The sequence below is a fragment of the Methylobacterium sp. WL12 genome (assembly GCF_008039475.1).
Taxonomy (GTDB): domain Bacteria; phylum Pseudomonadota; class Alphaproteobacteria; order Rhizobiales; family Beijerinckiaceae; genus Methylobacterium; species Methylobacterium cerastii.
In genome coordinates this window covers 16,350-39,658 of record NZ_VRUW01000027.1, presented here as the reverse complement: position 1 = coordinate 39,658, position 23,309 = coordinate 16,350, and the positions used below count along the sequence as shown (strand labels likewise).

Annotated in this window: 27 protein-coding genes; 8 read left to right on the top strand and 19 right to left on the bottom strand. The window is 70.8% G+C overall.

The features are described 5' to 3' along the window. Nucleotides 1-12 precede the first annotated feature (12 nt). The 8 genes from paoC to FV226_RS27960 all read right to left on the bottom strand — a co-directional run bounded on the left by paoC (nt 13) and on the right by FV226_RS27960 (nt 7,400). Complete coding sequence (paoC, locus tag FV226_RS12595; protein ID WP_147752073.1) at nt 13-2,232, bottom strand: aldehyde oxidoreductase molybdenum-binding subunit PaoC; 2,220 nt, start codon at nt 2,230-2,232, stop codon at nt 13-15. Nucleotides 2,233-2,235: 3 nt separating this feature from the next. Further along, nucleotides 2,236-3,186 carry a xanthine dehydrogenase family protein subunit M gene (locus tag FV226_RS12590; RefSeq protein WP_147752072.1) on the bottom strand — a complete coding sequence of 317 codons (951 nt, stop codon included), beginning with the start codon at nt 3,184-3,186 and terminating at the stop codon, nt 2,236-2,238. Next, entirely contained in the window at nt 3,183-3,833 is a 651-nt protein-coding gene (gene paoA, locus FV226_RS12585) for an aldehyde dehydrogenase iron-sulfur subunit PaoA (RefSeq protein WP_147763164.1), read from the bottom strand. Before paoA ends, FV226_RS12590 begins: the two co-directional genes overlap by 4 nt. Nucleotides 3,834-4,719: 886 nt before the next feature. Beyond that, nucleotides 4,720-4,962 carry a hypothetical protein gene (locus FV226_RS12580; protein ID WP_147752071.1) on the bottom strand — a complete coding sequence of 81 codons (243 nt, stop codon included), beginning with the start codon at nt 4,960-4,962 and terminating at the stop codon, nt 4,720-4,722. A 334-nt stretch (nt 4,963-5,296) separates the two neighbouring features. Next, nucleotides 5,297-5,707 carry a helix-turn-helix transcriptional regulator gene (locus tag FV226_RS12575; RefSeq protein WP_147752070.1) on the bottom strand — a complete coding sequence of 137 codons (411 nt, stop codon included), beginning with the start codon at nt 5,705-5,707 and terminating at the stop codon, nt 5,297-5,299. A 374-nt stretch (nt 5,708-6,081) separates the two neighbouring features. Continuing rightward, nucleotides 6,082-6,390: a hypothetical protein gene (locus FV226_RS12570; protein WP_147752069.1), complete on the bottom strand. Its 309-nt coding sequence runs from the start codon at nt 6,388-6,390 to the stop codon at nt 6,082-6,084. A 12-nt stretch (nt 6,391-6,402) separates the two neighbouring features. Next, nucleotides 6,403-6,690, bottom strand: a complete 288-nt coding sequence (locus tag FV226_RS12565; RefSeq protein WP_147752068.1) for a hypothetical protein — start codon at nt 6,688-6,690, stop codon at nt 6,403-6,405. Between the two features lie 542 nt (nt 6,691-7,232). Further along, nucleotides 7,233-7,400, bottom strand: coding sequence for a hypothetical protein (locus tag FV226_RS27960; protein WP_187273660.1), 168 nt, complete (start codon nt 7,398-7,400; stop codon nt 7,233-7,235). A gap of 157 nt (nt 7,401-7,557) precedes the next feature. On the opposite strand from FV226_RS27960, the gene FV226_RS12560 reads away from it, so the two are divergent. Then, complete coding sequence (locus FV226_RS12560) at nt 7,558-7,833, top strand: hypothetical protein (RefSeq protein ID WP_147752067.1); 276 nt, start codon at nt 7,558-7,560, stop codon at nt 7,831-7,833. 111 nt (nt 7,834-7,944) lie between these two features. Here FV226_RS12560 and FV226_RS12555 read toward each other — a convergent pair whose 3' ends face one another. From FV226_RS12555 to FV226_RS12530, 6 genes are all read right to left on the bottom strand, one after another. Next, nucleotides 7,945-8,682, bottom strand: a complete 738-nt coding sequence (locus tag FV226_RS12555; RefSeq protein WP_246686182.1) for a Crp/Fnr family transcriptional regulator — start codon at nt 8,680-8,682, stop codon at nt 7,945-7,947. Between the two features lie 477 nt (nt 8,683-9,159). Further along, nucleotides 9,160-9,408, bottom strand: coding sequence for a hypothetical protein (locus FV226_RS12550; RefSeq protein ID WP_147752066.1), 249 nt, complete (start codon nt 9,406-9,408; stop codon nt 9,160-9,162). Nucleotides 9,409-9,549: 141 nt separating this feature from the next. Further along, nucleotides 9,550-9,735 (bottom strand): hypothetical protein, encoded by a 186-nt coding sequence (locus tag FV226_RS12545; protein WP_147752065.1) that lies wholly within the window; start codon nt 9,733-9,735, stop codon nt 9,550-9,552. A gap of 334 nt (nt 9,736-10,069) precedes the next feature. Beyond that, nucleotides 10,070-10,369 carry a hypothetical protein gene (locus tag FV226_RS12540; RefSeq protein WP_147752064.1) on the bottom strand — a complete coding sequence of 100 codons (300 nt, stop codon included), beginning with the start codon at nt 10,367-10,369 and terminating at the stop codon, nt 10,070-10,072. Between the two features lie 33 nt (nt 10,370-10,402). After that, on the bottom strand, nt 10,403-10,699 hold the full coding sequence (locus FV226_RS12535) for a hypothetical protein (RefSeq protein ID WP_147752063.1): 297 nt from the start codon (nt 10,697-10,699) through the stop codon (nt 10,403-10,405). A gap of 101 nt (nt 10,700-10,800) precedes the next feature. Further along, on the bottom strand, nt 10,801-11,268 hold the full coding sequence (locus FV226_RS12530; protein WP_147752062.1) for a hypothetical protein: 468 nt from the start codon (nt 11,266-11,268) through the stop codon (nt 10,801-10,803). 211 nt (nt 11,269-11,479) lie between these two features. Here FV226_RS12530 and FV226_RS12525 point away from each other — a divergent pair, with 211 nt between their 5' ends. The 3 genes from FV226_RS12525 to FV226_RS12515 are packed head-to-tail and all read left to right on the top strand — an operon-like array spanning nt 11,480 to nt 14,194. Beyond that, nucleotides 11,480-12,232, top strand: coding sequence for an NUDIX domain-containing protein (locus FV226_RS12525; protein WP_147752061.1), 753 nt, complete (start codon nt 11,480-11,482; stop codon nt 12,230-12,232). A 21-nt stretch (nt 12,233-12,253) separates the two neighbouring features. Continuing rightward, on the top strand, nt 12,254-13,240 hold the full coding sequence (locus FV226_RS12520) for an SPFH domain-containing protein (RefSeq protein WP_147752060.1): 987 nt from the start codon (nt 12,254-12,256) through the stop codon (nt 13,238-13,240). Nucleotides 13,241-13,300: 60 nt separating this feature from the next. After that, nucleotides 13,301-14,194 (top strand): NAD(+)/NADH kinase, encoded by an 894-nt coding sequence (locus FV226_RS12515; RefSeq protein ID WP_147752059.1) that lies wholly within the window; start codon nt 13,301-13,303, stop codon nt 14,192-14,194. A gap of 12 nt (nt 14,195-14,206) precedes the next feature. On the opposite strand, the gene FV226_RS12510 is transcribed toward FV226_RS12515, so the two are convergent. Next, nucleotides 14,207-14,650: a PACE efflux transporter gene (locus FV226_RS12510; protein ID WP_147752058.1), complete on the bottom strand. Its 444-nt coding sequence runs from the start codon at nt 14,648-14,650 to the stop codon at nt 14,207-14,209. A 90-nt stretch (nt 14,651-14,740) separates the two neighbouring features. On the opposite strand from FV226_RS12510, the gene FV226_RS12505 reads away from it, so the two are divergent. Further along, a complete protein-coding gene (locus tag FV226_RS12505) occupies nt 14,741-15,649 on the top strand; it encodes a LysR family transcriptional regulator (RefSeq protein ID WP_147752057.1) in 909 nt (302 codons plus the stop codon). 33 nt (nt 15,650-15,682) lie between these two features. Here the strand turns inward: FV226_RS12505 and FV226_RS12500 are convergent, their stop codons facing one another. Together FV226_RS12500 and FV226_RS12495 are read right to left on the bottom strand one after the other, a co-directional pair. Further along, nucleotides 15,683-16,327 carry a hypothetical protein gene (locus tag FV226_RS12500; protein ID WP_147752056.1) on the bottom strand — a complete coding sequence of 215 codons (645 nt, stop codon included), beginning with the start codon at nt 16,325-16,327 and terminating at the stop codon, nt 15,683-15,685. 10 nt (nt 16,328-16,337) lie between these two features. Beyond that, a complete protein-coding gene (locus FV226_RS12495; protein WP_147752055.1) occupies nt 16,338-16,970 on the bottom strand; it encodes a hypothetical protein in 633 nt (210 codons plus the stop codon). 98 nt (nt 16,971-17,068) lie between these two features. On the opposite strand from FV226_RS12495, the gene FV226_RS12490 reads away from it, so the two are divergent. Beyond that, nucleotides 17,069-18,052: a hypothetical protein gene (locus FV226_RS12490; protein ID WP_147763176.1), complete on the top strand. Its 984-nt coding sequence runs from the start codon at nt 17,069-17,071 to the stop codon at nt 18,050-18,052. A 22-nt stretch (nt 18,053-18,074) separates the two neighbouring features. On the opposite strand, the gene FV226_RS12485 is transcribed toward FV226_RS12490, so the two are convergent. Both FV226_RS12485 and FV226_RS12480 read right to left on the bottom strand, forming a co-directional pair. Then, nucleotides 18,075-19,268 (bottom strand): glycosyltransferase family 4 protein, encoded by a 1,194-nt coding sequence (locus tag FV226_RS12485; protein ID WP_147763163.1) that lies wholly within the window; start codon nt 19,266-19,268, stop codon nt 18,075-18,077. Then, a complete protein-coding gene (locus FV226_RS12480) occupies nt 19,268-20,308 on the bottom strand; it encodes a glycosyltransferase family 4 protein (RefSeq protein WP_147751370.1) in 1,041 nt (346 codons plus the stop codon). The genes FV226_RS12485 and FV226_RS12480 overlap by 1 nt, the downstream gene beginning before the upstream one ends. Nucleotides 20,309-20,368: 60 nt before the next feature. Between FV226_RS12480 and FV226_RS12475 the strand changes: the two genes are divergently transcribed. Both FV226_RS12475 and FV226_RS12470 read left to right on the top strand, forming a co-directional pair. Then, nucleotides 20,369-22,423: an HAD-IIB family hydrolase gene (locus tag FV226_RS12475; protein WP_147763162.1), complete on the top strand. Its 2,055-nt coding sequence runs from the start codon at nt 20,369-20,371 to the stop codon at nt 22,421-22,423. Next, nucleotides 22,413-23,300 carry a glycosyltransferase family 2 protein gene (locus FV226_RS12470; RefSeq protein WP_187273659.1) on the top strand — a complete coding sequence of 296 codons (888 nt, stop codon included), beginning with the start codon at nt 22,413-22,415 and terminating at the stop codon, nt 23,298-23,300. The genes FV226_RS12475 and FV226_RS12470 overlap by 11 nt, the downstream gene beginning before the upstream one ends. The last annotated feature ends 9 nt before the right edge of the window (nt 23,301-23,309 follow it).

Below are 23,309 nucleotides of genomic sequence, written 5' to 3'. Positions count from 1 at the left end.
GGGGGATTGCGCTCAGGCCGCCTCGGGCAGCCGGTCGAGGAACTTGTCCAGGGTCAGCGGATAGTCGCGGACGCGGATGCCGGTGGCGTTGTAGACGGCGTTCGCCACCGCCGCCCCGACGCCGCAGATCCCGAGCTCGCCGACGCCCTTGGCCTTCATCGGCGAGGACATCGGATCGACCTCGTCGAGGAAGATCACCTCCTGGTGCGGGATGTCGGCGTGCACCGGCACCTCGTAGCCCGCGAGGTCGTGGTTGGCGAAGAAGCCGCGCTTGGTGTCGACCGCAAGCTCCTCCATCAGCGCCGCGCCCGTCCCCATCACCATGCCGCCGATGACCTGGCTGCGAGCCGACTTCGGGTTGAGGATGCGCCCGGCCGCGCATACGGCCAGCATCCGGCGGACGCGGATCTCGGCGGTGTCGGCGTCGACGCCGACCTCGACGAAGTGGGCGCCGAAGGTCGATTGCTGCTGCTTCTTGGACAGGTCGCCGAACTCGATCGTGTCCTCGGCCGACAGCGCGCCCTGGGCGGCCGCCTCGCCGAGCGGCACGGCGCGGTTGCCCGCCCGCACTTGCCCGTCGGCGAACACGGCGTCTTCGGAGTTGATGCCGAGCCGCTGCGCCACCGCCTCGCGCAGCTTCACGCAGGCCGCGTAGACGCCCGCCGTCGACGAGTTGGCGCCGAACTGCCCGCCGGACCCCGAGGAGACCGGGAAGGCGGAATCGCCGAGGCGCACCACGACCCGGTCGAGGGTCACGCCCATCATCTCGGCGGCCGTCTGGGCGATGATGGTGTAGCTGCCGGTGCCGATGTCGGTCATGTCGGTCTCGACCGTCACCGTGCCGTCGCCGTCCAGGCGCACCCGGGCGCCGGACTTCAGGACCATGTTGTTTCGGAAGGCCGCCGCCATCCCGTGGCCGACGAGCCATTGGCCGTCGCGGACCTGGCCGGGGCGCGGGTTGCGCTTGGCCCATCCGAAGGTTTCCGCCCCGAGCCGCAGGCAGCCGACGAGGTCGCGCTTGGAGAACGGCCGCTTCGGGTCCTGCGGGTCGACCTGGGTGTCGTTGCGGATGCGGAACTCGACCGGGTCCATCCCGAGTTTCTCCGCCATCTCGTCCATGGCGACCTCGAGCACCATCAGGCCCGGCGCCTCGCCGGGCGCCCGCATCGCGTTGCCCTCGGGCAGGTCGAGGTGGGCGAGCTTCATCGCGGTCAGGCGGTTGGCGCCGGCGTAGAGCAGCTTGGTCTGGCTCACAGCCGTCTCGGGATCGCCGTCGGGAAGGTTCCCGGACGTGCTCTCGTGGGCGATGGCCGTGATCGTGCCGTCCTTGGTCGCGCCGATGCGCACCCGCTGGATCGTGGCCGGCCGGTGCGTGGTGTTGTTGGCGATGAGGGGACGCGTCAGCGCGACCTTCACCGGCCGCTTCAAGGCCTTCGCCGCGAGGGCGGCGAGCACCGCGTCGGCGCGCACGAACAGCTTGCCGCCGAAGCCGCCCCCGACATAGGGCGAATCGAGGCGGACGTTCTCCTTCGGCACGCCGAGGATCTTGGCCAAGCTGCCGTGGCCCCAGCCGATCATCTGGTTCGAGGTCCAGAGCGTGACCTTGTCGCCGTCCCACGCCGCGATGGTCGCGTGCGGCTCCATCATCGCATGGCTCTCGTCGGCGGTGGTGTAGCGCTCGTCGAGCGTGACCGGCGCCTGCGCGAAGGCCCCCTCGAAGTCGCCGACGCGCTCCTCGCCGTCGCCGCCGCTGCCCTCGCCGCTGTCGCCCGGCACGGGCGGAGCGCCCTTCGCCTCGACGGCGAGGTCGAACTTGCCGGCATCCGGGGTGTAGTCGACCGCGACCAGGAAGGCTGCCGCGCGCGCCTGCTCGAAGGTCTCGGCCACCACCACGGCGACGGCCTGATGGTAGTGCTGGATCTGGTCGCCGCCGAACAGGTAGGCGGCGTTCATCATGCCCCGCTCGAGCCGCGGGGTCTCGAGTGTCGTCACGATCCCGAGCACGCCGGGGGCGCGCTTGGCGTCCTCCGTGTGGATCGCGCGGACGCGGCCCTTGGCGATGCTGGCGCCGAGCACGTAGCCGTAGGCCTGGTTCGCCGCCACGTCGTGGCGCTCGTAGGCGTAGGGCGCCGTGCCGGTGGTCTTGTATTTGCCGTCGATGCGGTCGGTGGGCTTGCCTACCACCTTGAGTTGATCGATGGGGTTCTGGCCGGCTGGCTGATCGAACTTCATGGCTCAGGCCCTGGCTTGGTTGAGCGCGGCGGACAGGGTCCGCTCGGCGAGCTTCAGCTTGTAGGCGTTCTCTTGGGTCGGCTCGGCGTCGGCGAAGACCGCGTCCGTCACCGCCTTCGCCCCGCGCGGCAGGTCGGCCTCGGCCGCCTCCACCCGCCAGGGCTTGTGCGCCACCCCGCCGAACGCTACGTGCCCGGCGCCGTCCTTGCCGAGGATCGCCGCCACCGAGACCAGCGCGTAGGCGTAGGAGGCGCGGTCGCGGACCTTGCGGTAGATGTGCGTGCCCGCCACCGGCTTCGGCAACGTCACCGCCGTGATCAGCTCGCCTGAGCGCAGCGTCGTGTCGAGCTCCGGCGCGTCGCCGGGCAGGCGATGGAACTCGGCGATCGGGATCCTGCGCTCGGCGCCCTTCGCATCGATCGTCTCGACGGTGGCGTCGAGGACGCGCATCGCTACCGCCATGTCGCCGGGATGCGTGGCGATGCAGGCGTTGCTCCCGCCGACGACCGCGAGTTGCCGGCTCACCCCGTCGAGGGCCGAGCAGCCCGAGCCGGGCTGGCGTTTGTTGCAGGCCTGGGCCGTGTCGTAGAAGTACGGGCAGCGGGTGCGCTGCAGCAGGTTTCCGGCTGTGGTCGCCTTGTTGCGCAGTTGCCCCGAGGCGCCGGCGAGCAGCGCCCGCGAGAGCACGCCGTAATCCTTTCGGACGCGCGCGTCGGCGGCGAGGTCGGTGTTGCGCACCAGCGCGCCGATGCGCAGTCCGCCGTCCGGCGTCGCCTCGATCCGGTCGAGCCCGAGCCCGTTCACGTCGACGAGGTGGGTCGGCGTCTCGATCTGCAGCTTCATCAGGTCGAGGAGGTTGGTGCCCCCGGCGATGAACTTGGCGTTCGGCGTGGCGGCGACGGCGGCTGCGGCTGCGGCCGCCGTGTCCGGGCGCTCGTAGGTGAAGGACCTCATGCGTGCCTCCGGCCGGTCTCGAGGCCGGCGACTTCGCTCATCGCCTCGACGATGTTGGAATAGGCGCCGCAGCGGCACAGGTTGCCGCTCATGCGCTCGCGGATCTCGGCCTCGGTCACGGTGGTCTGCGCGGTGAGGTCGGCGGTGACGTGGCTCGGGATGCCGGCCTCGATCTCGGCGAGCACCGCGACGCCGGAGCAGATCTGGCCCGGCGTGCAGTAGCCGCACTGGTAGCCGTCGTGGCGGATGAAGGCGGCCTGCATCGGGTGGAGTTTGTCGGGCTGGCCGAGCCCCTCGATGGTGGTGATCTCCGCGCCCTGGTGCATGACCGCCAGCGTCAGGCAGGCGTTGATGCGCCGACCGTCGACGATCATCGTGCAGGCGCCGCACTGGCCGTGGTCGCAGCCCTTCTTCGAGCCGGTGAGGCGCAGGTGCTCGCGCGCCGCATCGAGCAGGCTGGTGCGGGTGTCGAGCTCGAGTTCGCGACGCTCGCCGTTGATCGTGAACGACACCGTCGCAAGCACCGGCTGGCCCGTGGCGGCGCCCTCGGCGCGGGCGCCCGAGGGAAGAGTGGAAAGGGCCGCCGCCGCGGTCGCGGTGGCGACCACGTCGCGTCGGCTCATGTCGAGGTCTCCAGGTCGTCCCATCATGGTCTCCGAACCTGTTGCGGGGGGGGGGGCGACGGCCGCCGCAGGGCGTCGCCATCGAAATCGGAAATGCCGGGGGCAACTCGGACAGCCTGGATAAGCTCCAAACGACCGCGGACTTCCGACGCGGGCATTTCGCCTCGGCGAGAAGCGGATGGGTCGGCATGGCGAGGGCGGCGTGCGGTCCGTTGCCGATTCGGGTCCGAGCCGACGGTCTCGGTCGCCACTTGATCCATGATTTCAGCGGAGCCGCCCCAATTCGGGCTTGCGTAGGCAGGTGCGCGGTCGGCGCAGACAGAACCAAAGTTTGCCGCCGGCTTCGACCGTCATGTGCTTGTGCGGTTGGATGGCGGAGGCGAGCGCCGGGGCGATGGGCGGGACCCGGTCCCAGAACCGTACTCGGGCCTTCCCAATCCCAAGGCGCGCCGCAAGCTTGCAAGGGGCCTTAAGCCTTGCGCCGGTCCTCGTTCCGAGGGTCAAACGCCCGGCTCGGATCGGCTTCACGCGAGAAGAAATTTTGGGAAGTGCTGCGGGGCGGCGACCGCCTAACCGTCGTGCTCGACGGCCGAGGCCACGTCCTGCGTTCGGCACGTCCTCGGGCGCGCGACCGACCCCAGCGTGACGATCACGTCTTCGTTTTCGGTTCCACGCTGCTGCCGGGCGGGAGGCCGCGCAACGGCAGATCCGATAGGGCGAGGTTCCGCGCTACGGATTTGCGATCGACGCGGTCTCCTTCGCGGAAGAGACCGGCCGCGCCGTGCGTAGAATATTCAGACCGTCAAACGCGATCCGCCGGAGCCCCGCCCGCGCCGGAGGCGGGCGGTGTTCCGGCGCAAGGTGGCCGCGGGCTCGTTCGAGGAGCCGCGTCGGCCGTCCGATCGCGGGATCAGCGGGCGGCGCTGGCCTCGGCGACCACCTCGACGACGCGGCGGGCCTCGACGGGCTTGGCGGCGATGACCGGCTGCGGCGTGGTGAGCATGTCGCTGGTCGCGCGGGTCTGCCGGATCGTCCGGGCCTGCTCGCGGTAGAGCGGCGGGGTGAGGTTGAGCGGCTCGCCGGCCATCGCGGTGCCGGCGACGAAGGGCGCCGAAACGAGGGCGACAACGGTGAGGGCGTGGGTGAAGCGCATGACGAATCTCCGGTTGGGTCGCCTGCAGAGCCGACCGACCAAGAGATTGAAACACGGAAATGGTGCGGTGCGATATGCGGATTTTGCAACGCAACATAATGCAGGAAATTCGTAGTTCTTCTTTTATACTGCCGCCCTTCGACCGCATTCGTCCATCGAAGACCAAGTCACGCCATGCGCTGCGCGCACATGGCAATAAAACGGCGGCGCAGTATCAAAAATATCTTGTCTGGGACTAAAAGATAATTTGTGAGGCTGTACGCGTTCAACGCGCGACGACTGAAAAGTCGGTTGTACCGTCCGACACCCCGAACCCGCCGCGGTCGGAGCCGCATCACTCGACCGACGCCGGAGGAGTGGTTGCGAGGCTGGCGGCGGCCTTGACGATGGCGAGAACGTTGCGGCGCGTCGCCGCGTCGGAGATGCCGGCGAAGGTCCGGACCAGGCTCATCACCTCCGGGTCCTGCAGCAGGTGCTGGATCGACTCGCGTCCGTCGACGGCCTCGGCCGGCTCATCGAAGAAGGTCGAGACCGGTACGCCGAGAAAGTCGGCGATCGCCTGAAGGCGGGCGGCGCCCACGCGGTTGCGGCCCTTCTCGTATTTCTGGACCTGCTGGAACGTCACCCCGAGAGCCTGACCGAGCGCAGTCTGGCTCAGGCCCTGCGCCGTCCGATACGCCGCGATGCGGCTTCCGATCGACCGATCGCCATCGGTGGTGAGCTTCGGCGCATGCGTGGGCATCATCGGAACGGTCGCTTTCAGGTCGGAGGAAGCCGAGCCGGCGTCGTCGCCGGTCCGGACACGACCCAATACGCATTGCGCGCGATTGAGTTTCACACCTGAGATCAACCCGGGGTTGCAAATTCGACATAGCTTGACCGTTAGCCGGTCGCTGTGCCTGCGCAGATGCTACTGTTGCGACCCGCCGTCAGTATTCGTCCTCCGCCGCAGGCGGGCTCCGCGCGGTCCGTTCGCTGCAAGCGTTTACTGCGCTGACCAACACCTCTCGCGACGTTGCAAGCAGCGAACGTGAGAGAAAAGGCATCGTCGCCCGCGGTCGATCTCATCCGGCTGCGACCTGCGATCACTCTGCTGGCCTACGGCCGATCGGTGATCGGTCAGGCTGCGATCGGCGAGCGCCGCATCGTCGAAGCTTCGCCTTCCGCGATCGTCCGGCTGGCGCGGTCGATCGCCCGGCGCAGGATCACGATCGTATCCTCGACTGCGGTCTTCGTCGATAGCTTCGCTCCCTCGGGCCCGGTCAAACCTCGAAGGGCTTGGACGAGCGAATGCTCGTAATGGTCGAGCGCCTCTTCGGCCCGTCCACCCGAGAGTTCGCCGAGGCGGACCAGGGCGACCTGCAAGGCGACGCCGAGGAAACCTTCGACGGCTCGTTTCTCGAAGCCGGCGCTGCGGTCGACGGTCATGATGCGATCTCCCTAGGCGGCGCGGACGTGCGACGGGCGTCCATGCGCCTGGTCCATGATCTCGGCGATGCGCTCGCCGACCGCGAGCGCGATCACCTCCGAGCGCTCGCCTTCGGACCGGGTCCGGCACAGGAGGGTGAGGACGTCGGTCACCCGTTGCTCCATCACCGCCAGGAGCGCGGCCGCGGCCTGGGGTTTGGCCGCCTGCACCACCGCCGCGAGGTCGTAATAGGCGTCCTCGACAAGACGGAGCGTCAGCCTCTCCACCGCCTGTTCTTCGAGTTGCGCAAGACCAGCCACGTGATCACCTGTCTTCGAGAACCTGTAATATCAACTTCCGGTTGCAATGGTTAACGCGCCGTAAACGAAACGCCGGTTCGTCGCCGGACGAAAGTCTACGGCGCGAGGTGTGGCTCGCGAGAGGCGGCATGCTCGGCCTACAGGTCCATCAGGCGACGAGTGGAGTGGGATAGTTTGGTCCACCGGTCGTCAGGGTCTCCGCGACCGGCAACCGAGACCGCGACCACCATGAGGGCGCAGGGCATCATCAGTGCGGCGATCAGCGGGAGGTACATCGGCCAGACGCAATCGAGGGTTGTTTTCTTGGTTATCCCTCGTCGTAGTAAAGGCTTCGTTAAAGCTGCGTTCTCTTCGCACTCTATGCTTCTGAGCGTCTTGAACGTCGTTCGCGCCCGCCGAAGGGGAAAGGCACTTGAGCAAAGCGGGGGCATTCGCATCACGGGAGGCGCGCGCCTCACGTTAGACACCCTCGACTTCGCCGAAAGCGTCATAAGTGAATCCGATTCGGACGATATGCCGGCGAAAAATCGGTCCACCTGCCGTCAATGCTTTGCCTCTTCGGCGAAAGCAGCCAACTGTTCGGCAAGATCCAGAAGAAGCATGTCGAGGAGTAGGCGCGTCTTCGACGACGTATGCGCTTCAAGCCGCTCGCGAGCCTGTATCAGCAGGTCGACGGCGTCGCCAATGGCGCCAATGGTCTCTTCCTGCACCTTGACCTCTATCGCCATTGTGACCGTGGGGTTACATCTTGCGTCGTTCGATGCATAAGGCTAGTCCTGCCCATCACCAATATGGGTCATATCCCGCCAGAGTGCTCGGTGTCGAGGACTCTGTTTACATAGGTTAGCGATGTATGCCGGGGGGAGCATGGTCCGATACTACTTCGACATCCATGACGGCATCGACCTCCGGGACGAGGCGGGCACGGAGCTGTCGGACATCGAGGCGGCGCGGGCGCACGCGATCTCGTGCGCAGCTCGCTACGTCTCCGACCTCGATGGCGACGGACGCGGTGGCTTCATCGTGGTGACGATCCGCGACGCCGACTCCACGCTGCTCACGCTGCGCCTCGTCTGCCACATCGAAACCTCCGGCTCGTCCGCGGTCGAAACGATCCACGCCCTGCGCCGTCAAACCCAATGATCCCGGCCGCCGGCGCGGCACGTTCGTGTAGGCGGCTGCACCGGCCCGTCCGCGCCGTATCACCCCCGCCCGATGCGCCGACCGACCGCTCGCCATCCGCAGCCCGGATCGTCAGATCAGGTGAAGGTAGGACGGGTCGAACTCCGCAGTCGTCGCGAGCCCGCTCCAGTCCTGAATGATCAGCTCGCGGCGGTGGAGCGTGACCAGCCCCATCTTCCTGAGTTCCTGCAACGAGCGGTTCGCGTGCACCGACGACAGGCCCAACGCGTCCGCCAGTTCGGCCTGGGTCAGCGGCAGCAGGTAGCGCAGGTCGTCCGCCAGGGCGACCGTCCGCAGGCGGACGTACATCTCGCAGAACAGGTGCGCCATCCGGCCGACGGCCTGCCGCCGGCCGAGGCTGATCACCCGCTCGCGGCAGCGGGTGGCGTCGATCAGGGTGTCGCGCCACAGGGCCATCGCGACGTTGGTGTTGCTCTGGATCAGGGCGCGCATGTCCTTGTGCGCGACGAAGGCCACCGTGGTCTGGGCGATCGCCACGAGGCCCTGGTCCATCACGTGCAGGTGCAGGCTCTCGATGTCCGGCATGTCGCCGGGCACGTAGAACGCGAAGATCTGGCGCTGCCCGTTGGCGAGGGTGCGGCAGCGATAGGCCCACCCGTCCAGGATCAGGCAGCACTGCTTGGGCGCATCACCCTCGTGGACGATGCTGGTGCGCCCCGGGAAGGTGCGGACCGCGAATGGCAGCATCCCGATCGCGCCACGATCCCTATCCGAGAGCTGCGCGGTGCTCGCCAGTTTGCGGATCAGCAGCGCGGGCGGCGACTGGTCGGAGCCGAGCGCGTCGCTCACCAGCGGATCGATCCGAGGCGCGGCGCCCGCGCGGACATCGGACGCCCGGCATCCCCGGAGATCCGGGTGCGTCGGCCGAAAGGTCGAAGCGCGCGGAACTCGCCGCTCCCGCTCACATCGGTCCAGCTGTCGCCATCCTCGCGGGCGAAATGAGCGCAGGGCAACGTCGTCTCCGATGGGCGAAGGGGCGGGTATCCCGATTGGCCAACCAGAGATTGCGACCGGCCCGTCCTTCGAGCCGCATAGCGAAGCCCTCGCGTCTCTACGTTATCATAAGTTAAATCTGCAATGCCTGGTTGAAGCAGGGATGTCGCAAGGGAAGGACGGCGCCAGTCCCGTCGTCACGGGAAAAGCTCGCGGCCTATCCCGCGGTGTCTCGGCGATCAGCGCCGACGAGGCCTCCCGATGCCCCGCGCGGGAGCCCGATCGCGGCGCTCTGTGATCGGCCGGTCCGGTGCCGGCCGCCCGATTCGAAGCCTACGCCGCCATCAGCCGCTTGGTATTTTGGGCTACGTGCTCGCGGTATCGCGCGATCACGACCTCGGGCGAGCCGCCCATCATCAGCGTGCCGGCGGCCTCGATGCCCGCTTGGATCTTCTCGACCACCATCGACTGCATCTCGGCCGTGCCTTCGCGGCCGCCCCAGGCGAGCCGGACAAGGCGAAGCTCGACGACCTTCTGGGCTTCGAAGGCGAGCATCATCGACGAGAAGAAGGGATTGTACACGGCGTACTCCAGGCCGCTGACGGACGCGGCGCTGATCAACCGGCGCACCCGTCGAAAGGTCCCGGATCACTCGGCGACTCCGACGTAGCCGCGATCCGGGATACCGCGCGCCGGTCCGGAAGCGTCGGCGAAAATCTCCCCTCAGCCGAACGATCCGACGGCGGGCAGGGCCTTGCTGGTCGTGACCTTTCGGGCGCCGAGCGCGATGTGCGGGATGCGGGTCAGCGCCGTGCCGTACTGCTCACGGATGTGCTTTGGGACGAGCGGCGGCACCGAGGCGGATCCAGGGGCGATCCGTGCGGCGGCGCGGTGTTCGAGGTTCGACATGGTGGCTCTCCGGGTCGGGCGCACCGGGGTGCGACGGTCCATGACTGCGTTGCACCAGAGATGGGGCGCGCCGTGCTGCAGTGCAGCGAGGATGCATGCCGCGCGGCGATCTGTCCGTCCTCGTCGACGGCGGGATTCCGGCGAACCCGGGCGTCGCACGGTGCGGACGCTGAGGCTTGTACGCCCGCCGGCATGACCGCCTCGTGAAGCTCCGGCGAGACCCGTCGCGTCGGCCCCGCAAGCGGCCTTGATCGGTCCGGCGCACAAACAAAAAGCCCTGCCGGGCGAGACCGGCAGGGCCATCGGACGATCGAAAAAGGCCGTTCGACGGTGGTCAGCAGTCGTTGCTGCCCGGCTTCACCACCTTGCCTTCCGCCGGCTTCTGCTCGCCGTCGGCCGGCTTGGTGCCGGCGCCGACGTTGTTCAGGGCGCCGACCGTTCCGGGCGTCTCGGCCTTCGCGCCGGGTGTGGTCTTGGCGGTCGAGGTGCCGTCGGCCAACGAGCTCTTGTCGGCGGAGGACGACGCGCCCTGGTTGTTGGTGGTCGTGCCTACCGCGCAAGGGGCGGCGAAGGACGCGCCGGCCGTCAGCATCAGGATCGCGGCGGCGCCGGAAAGCGTGGTGATCTTGGTCATGTCTTCTCCCAGTGTGTGCCGAGAGAAGCCGACCTAGGAACGAGAGTTCCGAAACGGCCGCAGGAACCTCTTGAGGCCTTTGGCCGGATCCGCCTCGTCCGGCGCATCCGACGTGTCATCGTCCGAGTCGCCGGTCGGCGAAACACCGTCGCGATCGAGCCCATGCAGCACCTGGAGCAGCATCGGCGGCAGGGCGATGTCGTGGTCCTGCAGGAGGCGCGCCGCGTCCGCCAACGCCGCGACCTGGACCGCCGGCACCGGCCGCTTCATGATCTGGGCATCGAGCACCTCGTCGGACAAGGTTCCGATGAGGCGCAGGACCTCGGACATCTGTGTTGCGTCCCCGTGTTGCTCGGTCATGTTCGGTCCCATCAATACGCCACAGGTCGAGACCGGTACAGATCTCCTCATAAGAACGGCCAGAGACGCGCTCAGTTCTCCGGCGAGCAGATGGCACCGGAAGGTCCGAGGACGACGTCGCCCTGCTTCGGGTTGTTCACGGTGAAGGGCGCCGTATTCGTCGTCCCGAAGAAGCCCGGGCCGAGCTCCGGCTGGAAGAACCCGTCGCCGAACTTCATGAAGCAGCGGTCGAGCACCGCCTCGTAATCCAAGTGGAGCCTTGCGGCCTCCCGTCCGCCGGCGACCGGGCGTCCGAAGCGGTCCACCGATGAGCAGTACGCCGTCAGGTCGATCTGCCCGGGCCGCGACAGGCGCACGGTGGCCGAACGCCCCGGCGGGACGACGAAGGCGGGGCCTCCGTCCTGGCTCGCCACCAGCACGGCGGTCGAGCGGTTGTAGACCCGCCGCAGGCAGTCGGCGGAGGCGGTGCTTGTCAGGCTCGCCGCGACGACGGCCGAGATTGCCAGGGCCTTCACGCTCTTCGATCGGATGCAGGTCATGACAGGTCTCGCGGTGTTTCTCGAAGGCGAGCGCCCTGGGCGCCGCCGATCCGAGTCGTCAACGCGGAAGCGGCTGTGACGATCAAATTTTGCTGGGAGTTCGTTCACGTAGCGAGGGACGTCGCACCAGGCACGGCAGAGCCGACCGCACAGCTTGACATATATCTGTTCTGCATCTTAGTTAGATGCAGAACAGATATATGGTGTCGCCATGGACGAGGATGCCTTTCTGAAGGCCTACGATCCCACCGCTTTCGAGCGGCCGGCGCTGACCGTCGACCTCGTCCTGCTCGGTCTTAGCGATGGCCACCCGGCGGTGCTGCTGATCGAGCGCGCCGAGCACCCGCATGCCGGGCGCTGGGCACTGCCGGGCAGCTTCGTTCGACCGGACGAGACCCTCGACGGGGCGGCGGCGCGCGTGCTTCGCGACAAGGCCGGCTTCGATGCGATCGAGGCCGAGCGGACGCGCCTGGAGCAGCTCTACACCTTCGGCGCGGTCGATCGGGACCCGCGCATGCGGATCGTGACGGTCGCCTACCTGGCACTCCTGCCCGAGGCCGTGTTCGCGCAGGTCGAAGAGGAGAACGCGGCGCTGTCGGCGGCCCGCATCGCCGTGTCCTGGGCCGGCGAGGCGGGCGGGCCCGTCGCAGCCTTCGCGGTGCGCGACCGGGCGGGCCACGAAGCCCTGCCGCTCGCCTTCGACCACGCCGACATCCTCGCCCTGGCGATCCTGCGGCTGCGGGGCAAGCTCGACTATTCCGACGTCGGATTCGCGCTGCTGCCGGAGAGCTTCACCCTGCGCCAACTTCAGGACGTGCACGAGGCGATCCTGGGCACGTCCCTGAACAAGCCCGCCTTCCGCCGCCGGATGCTCGACCGCGGCTGGCTCGTCCCGACGGGCGCCCGCGAGGCCGGCACCTCGTTCCGGCCGGCCGAACTCTACCGTTTCCGCAAGCCGCTCTGATTCCAGCGAAAGGAGGCTCCCATGGCCACGATCCGCAACCTCGGCCCGGTCGCCCAGCTCAGGAGCGAGGCGAGCAGCCACGTCATCCGCTACCGCAACGGCCGCATCCGGCAGAGCGGGCGCGGCCTCGTGTTCTGGTTCCGGCCAGAGACCGCGAGCATCAGCGAGGTGCCGATGGACGACCGCGAGACCACTTTGTTCGTGCGCGGCCGCAGCCGGGACTTCCAGACCGTGGTGGTCCAGGGCACGATCGGCTGGCGCGTCGTCGATCCGGTGCTTCTGGCGAGCCGTGTCGACTTCTCCCTCGGGCTGCGCACCGGCCGCCCGCAGGGCGAGCCGATCGAGCGCATCGAGGCGCGGCTCGGCGGCATCGCCGGCCAGACGGTGATGCAGGCGATCGGCGGGAGCCCGGTCGGCACCCTCCTCGACGCCGGCCCCGAGCCGCTGCGCCTCGCCCTCGAAGCCGTGCTGGGGGCGGCCCCGGCGTTGGCGGAGATCGGCATCGCCGTGGTCTCGGTGCGGCTCACCAACCTCGCGCCGTCGAGCGAGCTGGAGCGCGCGTTGCAGACGCCGACCTTCGAGGCGTTGCAGCAGAAGGCCGACGCCGCGACCTTCGCGCGCCGCGCCCTCGCGGTCGAGAAGGAGCGGGCCATCGCCGAGAACGAGCTGGAGACGCGCACGGAACTGGCCCGGCAAGAAGCCGTGCTCATCGCGCGGGAGGCGGAGAACGCCCGCGACCGCGCCGCCGGCCTCGCCGAGGCGCAGGGGCTCGAGGCGGCCGCCGAAGCCGAGCGCATCCGCCTCGTCGAGGGCGCCCACGTCGAGGCCGAGCAACGCCGGGCCGCGATCTACCGCGACCTGCCGCCCGCCGTGCTCCTCGGGCTCGCCGCCCGCGAGTTCGCGGGCAAGCTCGAGACCATCGAGCACCTCAACGTGACGCCGGACCTGCTGGCCGCCGCGCTCGGCGAGTTCCGCAGGCCCGCGCCGTCGCCCGCCTTGCCGCGCTAGGGGCGTGGCATGATGGGAGGCGTGCCATGAGAGGAAGCGTGCCATGAGAGGAAGTGTGCCATGGCGGTGATCGCCCCGCGCGCGGTGTTCGTGATCCGCGAGACCGATTACGAGGCGCTGCTCGCCCGGCACGCGACCCGCGGCCAAGCCCGGTTCTTCCTGGGGAGCCGAGGCCAAAACCTGGCCGAGGTGGAGGCGCGCCACGCCCGCTTCCACGCAGTGCTCGCGCAGGCGCGGGCGGCGGTGCCGGGGGAGTGGCGACAGGCGCTGGCGCGACGCGGCGACCTCGACCGCTTCCTGTTCGCTCCCGAGGATGTGGTCGTGACGGTGGGCCAGGACGGGCTCGTGGCCAACGTGGCCAAGTACCTGCGCGACCAGCCGGTGCTCGGCGTCAACCCGGCGCCCGACCTCTACGACGGCGCCCTCGCACGTCTCGCGGTGGAGCGCCTTGGTGCGCTGCTGCCGGCGAGCGCCGCCGGGGCGGCGCCGGTCGAGCGCCGCACCCTGGTGGAGGCGGTGCTCGACACCGGGCAGCGGCTGCTGGCGCTGAACGAGATCTTCGTCGGCCATCGCAGCCACCAGTCGGCGCGCTACCGGATCGAGGCGGAGGGCGCGGCCGAGGACCAGTCCTCGAGCGGGCTCATCGTCGCCTCGGGGACCGGCCTGACCGGCTGGGCCCGCTCGATCGGGGAGGCGACGCGCCTCACCCTCGGGATCGGGGCGGAGGAGTCGGCGGTGGGCTACTGGGTGCGCGAGCCCTTCCCGAGCGTCGCCACCGGCACCACGGTGCGGGCGGGCAAGCTCGCCGGCACGGCGCTGTCCATCACCTCGCGGATGAACGAGGGCGGCGTGGTCTTCGCCGACGGGATCGAGCAGGACTTCATCGCCTTCGATTGGGGGCGGCGCGTCGAGCTCGGGCCGGCCGCGCGCAGGCTCAACCTCGTCGTCGCGTGAGCGCGCTGCGGTTCAGGCCGTGGGCTCCGCTGCGACCGCGCCCCAGCTTCGCAACGGAAAGGCCCAGTCGTAGGCCAGGTTGAAGAGGAAGGCGTACGCCACGTAGAAGCCCGCGATCGCGAGGTCCATCACCAGCGCCTCGACCAGCGAGATGCCGAGGTACCAGGCGATCGGCGGCAGCAGGATTACCAGCAGCCCGGCTTCGAACAGCACCGCGTGGCCCACCCGCAGGAGGAGGCCCTTGCGCGTGTGCCCGGTCAGCCGCTGCAGCGCGCGATCGAAACCGAGGTTGTAGACGTAGTTCCACGCCATCGCGACGAGCGCGCTGCCGACGCCGATCACCCCCATGTCGGAGGCGGGAAGGCCGAACAGCGTCGAGCCGAGCGGGATGACGAGGGCGAGCCCGATCACCTCGAACAGGATGGCGTGGCGGATGCGGTCGCGTGTGGTTCGCATGGTCTCGTCTCGTAAAGCTGGTATAGGTTGAGCGCGTTCTATCTGCGATACTCGTGCTCGCAAGTTGGAACCTATCTCGGAATTCGATGGATGGCGGTCTCCCTCGACCAGCTCCAGGCCTTCGTGGCGGCGGCCGAAGCCGGCTCCTTCTCGGGCGCGGCGCGCATCCTGAGGAAGGCGCAATCCGCCGTCAGCACCCAGGTCGCCAACCTCGAAACCGATCTCGGCCTCGCCCTGTTCAGCCGGGCCGGCCGCAACCCGGTGCTGACTCCGGCGGGGGAGCGCCTGCTGCTGGAGGCGCGCGTGGTGCTCGACCGCCGCGAGCACCTGGTCGGCGTGGCGCGCAGCCTCGAGCAGGGGGTGGAGAACCGCCTCGTGGTGGCGATCGACGAGCTCTACCCCGAGCATGCCCTCGGCGCCCTGTTCGCGGACTTCGCCAAGGCCTTCCCGAACGTCGAGCTGGAACTGCTGTTCCCGCTGATGGAGGATGTCAGCCGCATGGTGCGGTCCGGCGCCGCCGACCTCGGCGTGATGTGGCGCCAGGAGGTCCTGCCGACGGAACTCGGCTTCCAGACCATCGGCTGGGTGCCGCTCAAGCTCGTCTGCGGCCGCGACCATCCGTTGGCGAAGGCGCGGGTGGAATGGGAGGAGCTGAAGCGCCACCGCCAGATCCTGGTCGCCGCACGCGGCGACGGGCCGGAGAAGCGCCGCCTGCGGGTGGCCGCCGAGGTGTGGTGGGTCGAGAGCCACTGGGTGATCCTGGAGATGGTCAAGCACGGGATCGGCTGGGCCTTCGTCACCGACCACGTGATCGCCGCCTCGCAGACCGCGCCCGACCTCGTGACGCCGGACCTGCAGTTCGACGCGGGCGACTGGCCGATCGCCCTCGAACTGGTCTGGCACAAGCAGCGGCCCTGCGGCCCCGCGGCCGCCTGGTTGCGCACGCGCTTTGCGGCCGAGCGCGTCGGCAGCCTCTCGGGCGAGAAGCCGCCGAGCTGAAAAGCGACTTCGCCGGCCCCCCGCGCGGGCCCGTCAGGGCTCCGCCCAGGCGGTGTGGACTGGGCCGGCGGCGGTGTCGGGCTTGGCATCGCCGATGAAGATCACCACCGGCCCGTGCTCCGCACGCCGCGGATCGTAGAAGTCGAGGAGGTCGGGGTAGAGCCGCTGGACGAAGGCCGGCCGCACGCCCGCCCGGCGCATCAGGTGGTCGATGACGACCTGGTCGCCGTGCACGCCGTTCGGCACCGGCCCGCAGGAGCCGGCCGCCATCCAGCGTTCAGGCTCGGCGGCGAAGGCGGCGTGGAGGAAAGCGAGGTCGTCGCCATCCCAGCGCAGCAGCGCGCTGGAGAGCCGGTCCTTGTGGAAGTAGTCCTCCATCGCGGCGAGGCCCGGCTCGGCCAGGGCGTCGGCCGGGCCGGTGAAGACCGTGTCGAGGTCACACAGCAGCGTCGTCCCCCGCGTCAGGCCGGGGCGGAACGCCTCCATCTTCGCCCACCACGCCGGCCAGCCCTGCCGAAGCGCGACCCGCTCGACCCCGGGGACTTCGAGCGGAAGGTCCGTGAGGCAGAGGATGCGGTCGAAGGCCGGGGCATGGCGCCGAACGCCCCGGGCAAGGCGTTCGACCCAGGTCGCGTCGTAGCGGCCGCCGCCTTTCAGGACGGTGACGAGCGTCGTCATGCGAGAAACCTCATCGTCCGGCTTCGTGCAGGCGGAGCCGGCCCGCCGCCTCGGCCTCCGCGAACCAGGCGCGCTCGGCCGCCCACGGATGCCCGGGCCAGCCGGCGAAGCCGAAGCCGTAGGCGTCGACCGGCTCCGATCCGGCGGGCCGCGCGAGGAGGAGCGCCAGCGTCACCAGGTATCCGGTGCTCGGGTTCGGCCTGCCGGTGGTGCCGGGAGCGAGGCGACGCCGTCCTTCTTCGTGCAAGGCTTCGGGCAGGACGTGGACCGGCTTGCCCAGGGGCGCGAGCCGGGCCAGCGCCTCGCGGGTCCAGCAGGTCTGCTCGGGCCGGTTGTGCTCGGCGGGGAGCATCGGGAACGGCAGGATGAAGGCTTGCGCTGCGCGAACCACAGGGCGATCGAGGAAGCGCGGATCGGCCAGCCACGCGCGCATCTGCCCGCCGCGGTTGACGAGGGCGAGGTGCGTGACGCGGGAGCCGGCGGCTCCGCCGAAGCCCGCCACGTTGTTGAAGCGCACGATGCAGGCCGCCGCGTCGATCGCGGCTGCGGCCTCGACCCCCGGCGCGTTGCCGACGACGGCGAGCGGCCGGTCGAGGCGCGGAAGCGCGTCGCCGACGAAGGACGGATCGACGGGAGCGTTCACGTGCGGCAGGGGTTTGCGGACTTTGTGCGGGGAAAAGCGGAGGTATGGCGTCGGCCCCGCGCGGCAAGCCGGGGCAGGTCGAGGATCGGAAATCGATGATGCGCCGCTGCTTCGTCTGCGCCGCCGACATGCTGGAGCCGAGCGTGCGGCACCTCGCGTATCCGGGCGGCGAGCGCCGCGACTTCCCGATCGCTTGCGCGTCCTGCGGCCTGCTGCTGGCGCCGGACGCCGACCCGGCCCGCTGCCGCGCCGACCTCGCCGCGCGGCTCGCCGGCCCGACCTTCGTCCCGGACCCGGCGGGTGCCTACGGGCTCGACCTCTACACGTTGCGTAGCGCCGCGACCGCCCTCGGGCTCGGCATCCGCCCGCAGGACGCCGCGGGCCGGGCGGAGCTTCGCCGGCCGCACGCGGTGCGGGCCGCGCAGGCCGACCTCTACGCCCTCGATGGGCGGGAGCGGGTGCCGGTCTCCCTCGGCCTGCTCTGCCGGCCGCCCGACCTCGACCGCGTGTTGGCGGCGGTCGCGGCCCACGCGGCCTGGACCGACGACGTGGTCGTCCTGCTCGACGCGGCGGCTGCGTCGCCGCGCACCGTCTCGGACGAAGGGTTTCCGCATGATGCGGTCCGCGTGGCGGCCCGTCCGCTGGATGGCGATTTCGCCGCCCAGCGCAACGCCCTCCAGGATCTCGCCCACCATCCCTGGATGCTGCAGCTCGACGCGGACGAGACCCTTGATCTTGCAGTCGGCCGCCGCCTCCCGGCGCTTGCGGCCCTGGCGGAGGCGGGCGACGTGCTCTCGGTCGGGCTTGCGCGCCGCAACCGGGTCGACGGCCTGCTGTCGGACGTCTTCCCGGACGTGCAGTACCGGCTGAACCGCAAGGCCGTGCGCTATGAAGGCCGGGTGCACGAGCGGCCTGCCCTCGACGGCGGCTGGCCGCGAAGCTTCGTCGCGCTGCACGGGGCGATCGAGCACCACCTCGGCCGCGCGCATGTGCTGGCGCGCTCGCGCCGCTACGAGAGCCTCGCCCCCGGGCGCGGGCGACCCGAGGAAGAAGCGGCGCTGCTGCGCCCGTTTCGCGCGTAGCGCTCGCCTCCACACGTCCGCTTCAACGCGCCTGTCGCGATTGCGCCGAGGCAAGGGCGCGGGCGTAGAGGTCGAGGGTCTGGCGCGCCAAGCCCTCGCGGGTGAAGCGGCCCGCCGCCGCGAGCGCGCGGGCGCGATAGGCGACGCGCACGTCCGGGTCGGCGAGCAGCGGGCGGATCGCGTCGGCGAGCGCGGCGCCGGTGGCGTCCCGCGCCAGCGGCCCGGCACCGGGATCGCCGACGAAGGCGCGCGCGCTCGCGTCGAGCGCGCAGGCGACCACCGGGCGGCCGTAGGCCAGCGCCTCCTGGTAGACGAGCCCGAAGCTCTCGTAGCGTGAGGGCGCGAGCACGACATGGGCCCCGGCGTAGGCCTGCGCGAGATCGTCTGCGGGCACCCTGCCGAGCGGGCGGATGCAGGCCCGCGCCGCCGCGGGAAGATCGGCCGGCAAGTCCGCCGCCGGCACGCCGACGAGATCGAGCCGGACGGACGGCCCCGACCCGCGCGCCGCCTCGTCGGCGAGGATCGCCATCGCCCCGAGCAGGGCGTCGAAGCCCTTTCGCGCCTCCGCCCGCCCGACGAAGAGCAGGCGCACCGGCTCCTCATGTTCCGGATAGGACGCGCCGCGCGCGGCCTCCGTGATCGCGGGAGGCAGGCTCAAGCCGATCACCGCCCCCGGTTGCGGGCCGGACAGGCCGTAGGCGCGCGCGATCACCGCGCCGTGCTCGGCGGTGTTGGCGACGAGCCCGGCGCTGCCCCGCGCCTGCCTGCGCTCCAGGAAATCGGCGGTTCGGCCGTCGAGGCGGTCGCGCAGCGTGGCGGGGGCGTCGCGGGTGAAGGCGGCGGGCGTCGAGCTTCGCGTCACCAGCGGCAGGTCGCGGCGTCCCGCGAGCAGCACGGCGGGGGCGTACCAGTTCGTCGCCTCCGCCACGTCGAACGGCTGGCGGGCGTGGGCCGCGAGCACCGCACGTCGAAAGGCGAGGGGGGCCGCGAGGTGCCCGGCCGAGCCCCGGCGGCGTAGGCGTGCCAGCGCGCCACCCGGCGGTAGGGCAAGCCCGACCACGTCGACGCCGCCGACGCGGTCGCACCCCGTGCGGTCGAGGGTGAAGACGGTCACGTCGGCGCCGGCCTCGGCGAGGCTCTCGGCGATCTCGCGGGCCGTGGTCGAGAGGCCGCTCGGGGCCGGCGGGTAGTCCCAGGCGAGGTAGGCGACCCGCATCAGGCGGCGAGCAGGCGGCGGTAGAGGGCGAGGTAGTCGGCCGCCATGCGGTCGGCGGTGAAGCGCGCCTCGAAGCGTGCGCGGACCCGGGCGCGGTCGAGCTGACCGATCCGCCCGAGCGCCGTCACCGCTTCCGCCTCCGAGGAAACGATGAAGCCGGTGACGCCGTCCTCGACGATCTCCGGCACGGAGCCGCGGTTCCAGGCGACCACCGGCGTGCCGCAGGCCATCGCCTCGATCATCACGAGCCCGAAGGGCTCCGGCCAGTCGATCGGGAACAACAGCGCCCGTGCGCCGCCCAGGAGGTCGGCCTTGCGGCGGTCGTCCACGGGGCCGAGGTAGGTCGCGTCGTCGCCCAAAAGCGGGCGCACCCGCTGCTCGAAATAGTCCGGGTTGCCGACGTCGACGGTGCCGCCGAGCCTGATCGGCAGGCCGGCGGCGCGCGCGACGCGGATCGCGGTGTCCGGCCGCTTCTGGTCGGTCATCCGCCCGACGAAGGCGACGTGCGCCTCGGGTCGCCGACTCAGCGCGTAGCGGTCCCGCGCGATGCCGTGATGCACGATCCCGGCCCGGTTCGCGGCCGGGATTTCGGCCGCCTGCGCCGCCGAAATCGCCGCCACCGGCAGGTCCGGGAAGCCCGCGAAGAACAGCGCCCGGTCGAGCTCGTCCACCCGCCAGTGCACCGTCGTGAGACTGTGGCGGCGGCGCGCCCCGAGGAGCGCCGCATGCGCGAACTCGCCGTGGCAATGCACGATGTCGAATTGGTCGAGGCGCAGCCGCAGCGCCTCGAGCTGCAGGGCGTCGAGCGCAGCCGGGACGCCTGGCGCGACCCGCCCGTGGCGCCGTTCCAGGGCGGCGAGGCTCGGGTGGTTGCCGACGCGCGGCAAGTCTGTCGCACTGTCGGAGGGGGCAAACAGCGTTACCTCCACACCTATAAGACGCAGCGCCGTGCCGAGATCGTGGATGACCCGTTCCGTGCCGCCGTGATGCTCGGGGGGAACGGGGAAGATGTTGGGGGCGACTTGGGCGACGCGGATCACGGTCGAGACCTCACCTGTAACGTTTCCTCGCCCGGTCACGGCTGAGACGCCGGCCGCCTGATGTTCGTCCTGCATGTCGCCCTGCAAGGCTGCCTTCGCGGCGGTGGAGTCGCGTTCGGCCTGACCGCCGACACCGGTGGCCACATCCGCTACCTGCTCGACCTCGTGGCGGCCTCCGCGCAGGATGCCGACATCGCGCGGATCGTCATGGCGACGCGCCTGTTCGACGGCATCCACGGCCCCGACTACGCCGTGCCCGAAGAGCGGATCTCCGACAAGGTGGAACTGGTGCGGCTCGCAAGCGCGTCGCCGGCCTACCGTTCCAAAGAGGAAATGCACACGGAGGTCGCGAGCTTCGCCCGAAACCTCGTCGCCTGGATCGCCCGGCAGCCGCGGGCGCCGGACATGATCCACGCCCACTATGCCGACGCCGCCTCGGTGGCGGCGCTTGTCCAGGACGCGCTCGGCATCCCCTTCGTGTTCACCGCGCACTCGCTCGGGCGCGTGAAGGCCGCGCTGATGGGTGCCGGCGCGGAGGACGCCCCCGACCTCGTGCATCGCATCGCCGCCGAGGAAGGCGCGCTGGCACGCGCGAGCCTCGTCGTCGCCTCCTCGCGCGACGAGGCGGAGGTGCAGTATGCCGGGTACACCGCCTACGATCCCGGGCGCATCCGGGTCCTGCCGCCGGGCAGCGACCTGGCGCGGTTCACCGCGGCCCAGCCGCTGGCGCGGGTCGACGCCACCATCGACCGCTTCCTGCACGAGCCTGAGAAGCCCGCGCTGCTGGCGCTGGCCCGGCCGGTGGCGCGCAAGAATCTCGCCGCCCTGGTGCGGGCCTACGGCGAGAGTCCCGAGCTTCAGGCGCGTGCGAACCTCGTCCTGATGGCGGGCATGCGCGAGGACATCGACGCGCTCGACGGCGACATGCCCGCCACCCTGCGCGAGATCCTGGTGCTGATCGACCGCTACGACCTCTACGGGCGTGTGGCCTACCCGAAGACCCACGATCCCGAGGACGTGCCGGCGATCTACGCCTACGCCCGCGCCCGCGGCGGCGTCTTCGTGAACCCCGCGCTCAACGAGCCGTTCGGCCTGACGCTGCTGGAGGCCTCGGCCGCCGGGCTGCCGCTGGTGGCCACCGACAGCGGCGGCCCCAACGACATCGTCGAGACCTGCGGCAACGGGCTCCTCGTCGACCCGCGCGCGCCCGACGCCATCGCGGCGGCGTGCCTGCGCATCCTCCGCGAGCCGGCGCTGTACGCCGATTGCGTGGCAGGCGGCGCCCGCGCGGCCGCCGCCTACGATTGGGACCAGCACGCCGCACGCTACCACGCCCTGCTCGGTGCGCTGCTAGCGCCGCAGCCGCCCCTGGCGGCGCCGCGCCAGATGCTGGTCTGCGACATCGACAACACGCTCGTCGGCTGCGCGGCGGCGCTCGGCATCTTCCGGCGCTGGCGTAGCCGGCAGGCCGGGCTCGCCTTCGGCGTCGCCACCGGCCGGTCGTTCCACAGCGCGATGGCGATCCTCGAGCAGCAGATGAGCCCGCGGCCGCAGGTGATGATCACCTCGGTCGGCTCCGAGATCTACCATCTCGAACCCAACGGCGTGACCTACGCCGCCGACCTCGCGTGGCGCACCGCCGTCTCCGCCGACTGGGACCGGGCCGGCGTCCACGCGGTCCTGGCCGGCCTCGACGGGCTCGTGCCCCAGGGGCCGCTGGAGCAGCGCGGGCACAAGCTGAGCTATTTCGCCGACGCCGCGGCGGCGCGGGCGGTGCGCGCCCGCCTCGCCCTCGCGGGGCAACGCGCCACCGTGATCCACAGCCACGGCCGCTACCTCGACGTGCTGCCGGCGGCGGCGTCGAAGGGCACGGCGGTGGCCCATGTCCGCGCCCTCTACGCCCTGCCGGAGCGGGCGGTGTTCGTCGCCGGTGATTCCGGCAACGACGTCGAGATGCTGCGCGCCGGGGCGCAGGCGATCATCGTGGCCAACTACTCCGACGACCTGGCGAGCCACGCCGGCTTGCAGCACTCCTACGTCGCCCGCGCTTCGCACGCCCGCGGCATCATCGAGGGCGTCGGGCATTTCCGCCGGATGCTGGCCGATGCCGTCTGACGCGTCCGACGGGCCGTCGGCGAGCGTGCTCACCCTGGTCCGCGGCCGGGCGGACCGGCTGCGCAACCTCATGGCCGGGCTGGCGCGGCAATCCGTGCCACCTCGCGAGCTGGTCATCGCCTGGATGCAGCCGGAGCGTGCCGCCGACTTGCCCGACCCGGGCTGCCCCGTCCGCCATCGCCACGTCGCCGGCGAGCCGATGCCGCTCGCGGCCGCCCGCAACCGCGCGGCCGAGGCCGCTTCGGGCGACCTCCTCGTGTTCCTCGACGTGGACTGCATCCCGTCGCCCTGCCTCGTGGCGGCCTACCGGCGCGCGGCGGCACAGGCCGAGGGCCTGTTCCTCGGCGAGGTTCTGTACCTGCCGCCCGGGCTCGACGCCGACGTCGCCGCCGACGACGCCGCGCTCGCGCGGCTCGGCCGGGCGCATCCGGCCCGTCCCCCTGTTCCTGCCGAGGGCCTGCGACGGGAGCCGGATCCGGGCCAGCTCTGGGGCCTGTCCTTCGCCCTCCCGGCCCACGCCTGGCGCGCATGCGGCGGCATGGACGAGGCTTACGCCGGCTATGGCGGGGAGGAGACCGACCTCGCCATGCGCCTCGCAGCCTCCGGCCTGCCGACCTTCTGGGTCGGCGGCGCGCGCGCGTACCACCAGCACCATCCCGTCCACGTGCCGCCGCTGCAGCACTTCGACGCCATCCTCGCCAACGCCGCCCGCTTCCGGCGCGCGCACGGGCGCTGGTGCATGACCTACTGGCTCGACCAGTTCCGGGCCGCCGGGCTGATCGCCTGGGACGACGACGCCCCCGCGATCCAAGTCCTGCGCCGGCCGGACCCGACCGAGATCGCCGCCGCCCTGCGGCCCGACGCCCTGTTCTCCTGACGGATCGCG

Excerpts from the sequence above, each read along its gene's own strand:
- FV226_RS12470 (WP_187273659.1), top strand. The coding sequence starts at position 22,413 with ATGCCGTCTGACGCGTCCGACGGGCCGTCGGCGAGCGTGCTCACCCTG.
- FV226_RS12510 (WP_147752058.1), bottom strand. The coding sequence starts at position 14,650 with ATGCGAACCACACGCGACCGCATCCGCCACGCCATCCTGTTCGAGGTG.
- FV226_RS12500 (WP_147752056.1), bottom strand. The coding sequence starts at position 16,327 with ATGACGACGCTCGTCACCGTCCTGAAAGGCGGCGGCCGCTACGACGCG.
- FV226_RS12490 (WP_147763176.1), top strand. The coding sequence starts at position 17,069 with ATGCGCCGCTGCTTCGTCTGCGCCGCCGACATGCTGGAGCCGAGCGTG.
- FV226_RS12525 (WP_147752061.1), top strand. The coding sequence starts at position 11,480 with ATGGACGAGGATGCCTTTCTGAAGGCCTACGATCCCACCGCTTTCGAG.
- FV226_RS12575 (WP_147752070.1), bottom strand. The coding sequence starts at position 5,707 with ATGATGCCCACGCATGCGCCGAAGCTCACCACCGATGGCGATCGGTCG.
- FV226_RS12505 (WP_147752057.1), top strand. The coding sequence starts at position 14,741 with ATGGCGGTCTCCCTCGACCAGCTCCAGGCCTTCGTGGCGGCGGCCGAA.
- FV226_RS12580 (WP_147752071.1), bottom strand. The coding sequence starts at position 4,962 with ATGCGCTTCACCCACGCCCTCACCGTTGTCGCCCTCGTTTCGGCGCCC.
- FV226_RS12475 (WP_147763162.1), top strand. The coding sequence starts at position 20,369 with ATGTTCGTCCTGCATGTCGCCCTGCAAGGCTGCCTTCGCGGCGGTGGA.
- FV226_RS12530 (WP_147752062.1), bottom strand. The coding sequence starts at position 11,268 with ATGACCTGCATCCGATCGAAGAGCGTGAAGGCCCTGGCAATCTCGGCC.
- paoA (WP_147763164.1), bottom strand. The coding sequence starts at position 3,833 with ATGGGACGACCTGGAGACCTCGACATGAGCCGACGCGACGTGGTCGCC.
- FV226_RS12485 (WP_147763163.1), bottom strand. The coding sequence starts at position 19,268 with ATGCGGGTCGCCTACCTCGCCTGGGACTACCCGCCGGCCCCGAGCGGC.
- FV226_RS12535 (WP_147752063.1), bottom strand. The coding sequence starts at position 10,699 with ATGTCCGAGGTCCTGCGCCTCATCGGAACCTTGTCCGACGAGGTGCTC.
- FV226_RS12570 (WP_147752069.1), bottom strand. The coding sequence starts at position 6,390 with ATGACCGTCGACCGCAGCGCCGGCTTCGAGAAACGAGCCGTCGAAGGT.
- FV226_RS12520 (WP_147752060.1), top strand. The coding sequence starts at position 12,254 with ATGGCCACGATCCGCAACCTCGGCCCGGTCGCCCAGCTCAGGAGCGAG.
- FV226_RS12540 (WP_147752064.1), bottom strand. The coding sequence starts at position 10,369 with ATGACCAAGATCACCACGCTTTCCGGCGCCGCCGCGATCCTGATGCTG.
- FV226_RS12545 (WP_147752065.1), bottom strand. The coding sequence starts at position 9,735 with ATGTCGAACCTCGAACACCGCGCCGCCGCACGGATCGCCCCTGGATCC.
- FV226_RS12515 (WP_147752059.1), top strand. The coding sequence starts at position 13,301 with ATGGCGGTGATCGCCCCGCGCGCGGTGTTCGTGATCCGCGAGACCGAT.
- FV226_RS12590 (WP_147752072.1), bottom strand. The coding sequence starts at position 3,186 with ATGAGGTCCTTCACCTACGAGCGCCCGGACACGGCGGCCGCAGCCGCA.
- FV226_RS12560 (WP_147752067.1), top strand. The coding sequence starts at position 7,558 with ATGGTCCGATACTACTTCGACATCCATGACGGCATCGACCTCCGGGAC.
- paoC (WP_147752073.1), bottom strand. The coding sequence starts at position 2,232 with ATGAAGTTCGATCAGCCAGCCGGCCAGAACCCCATCGATCAACTCAAG.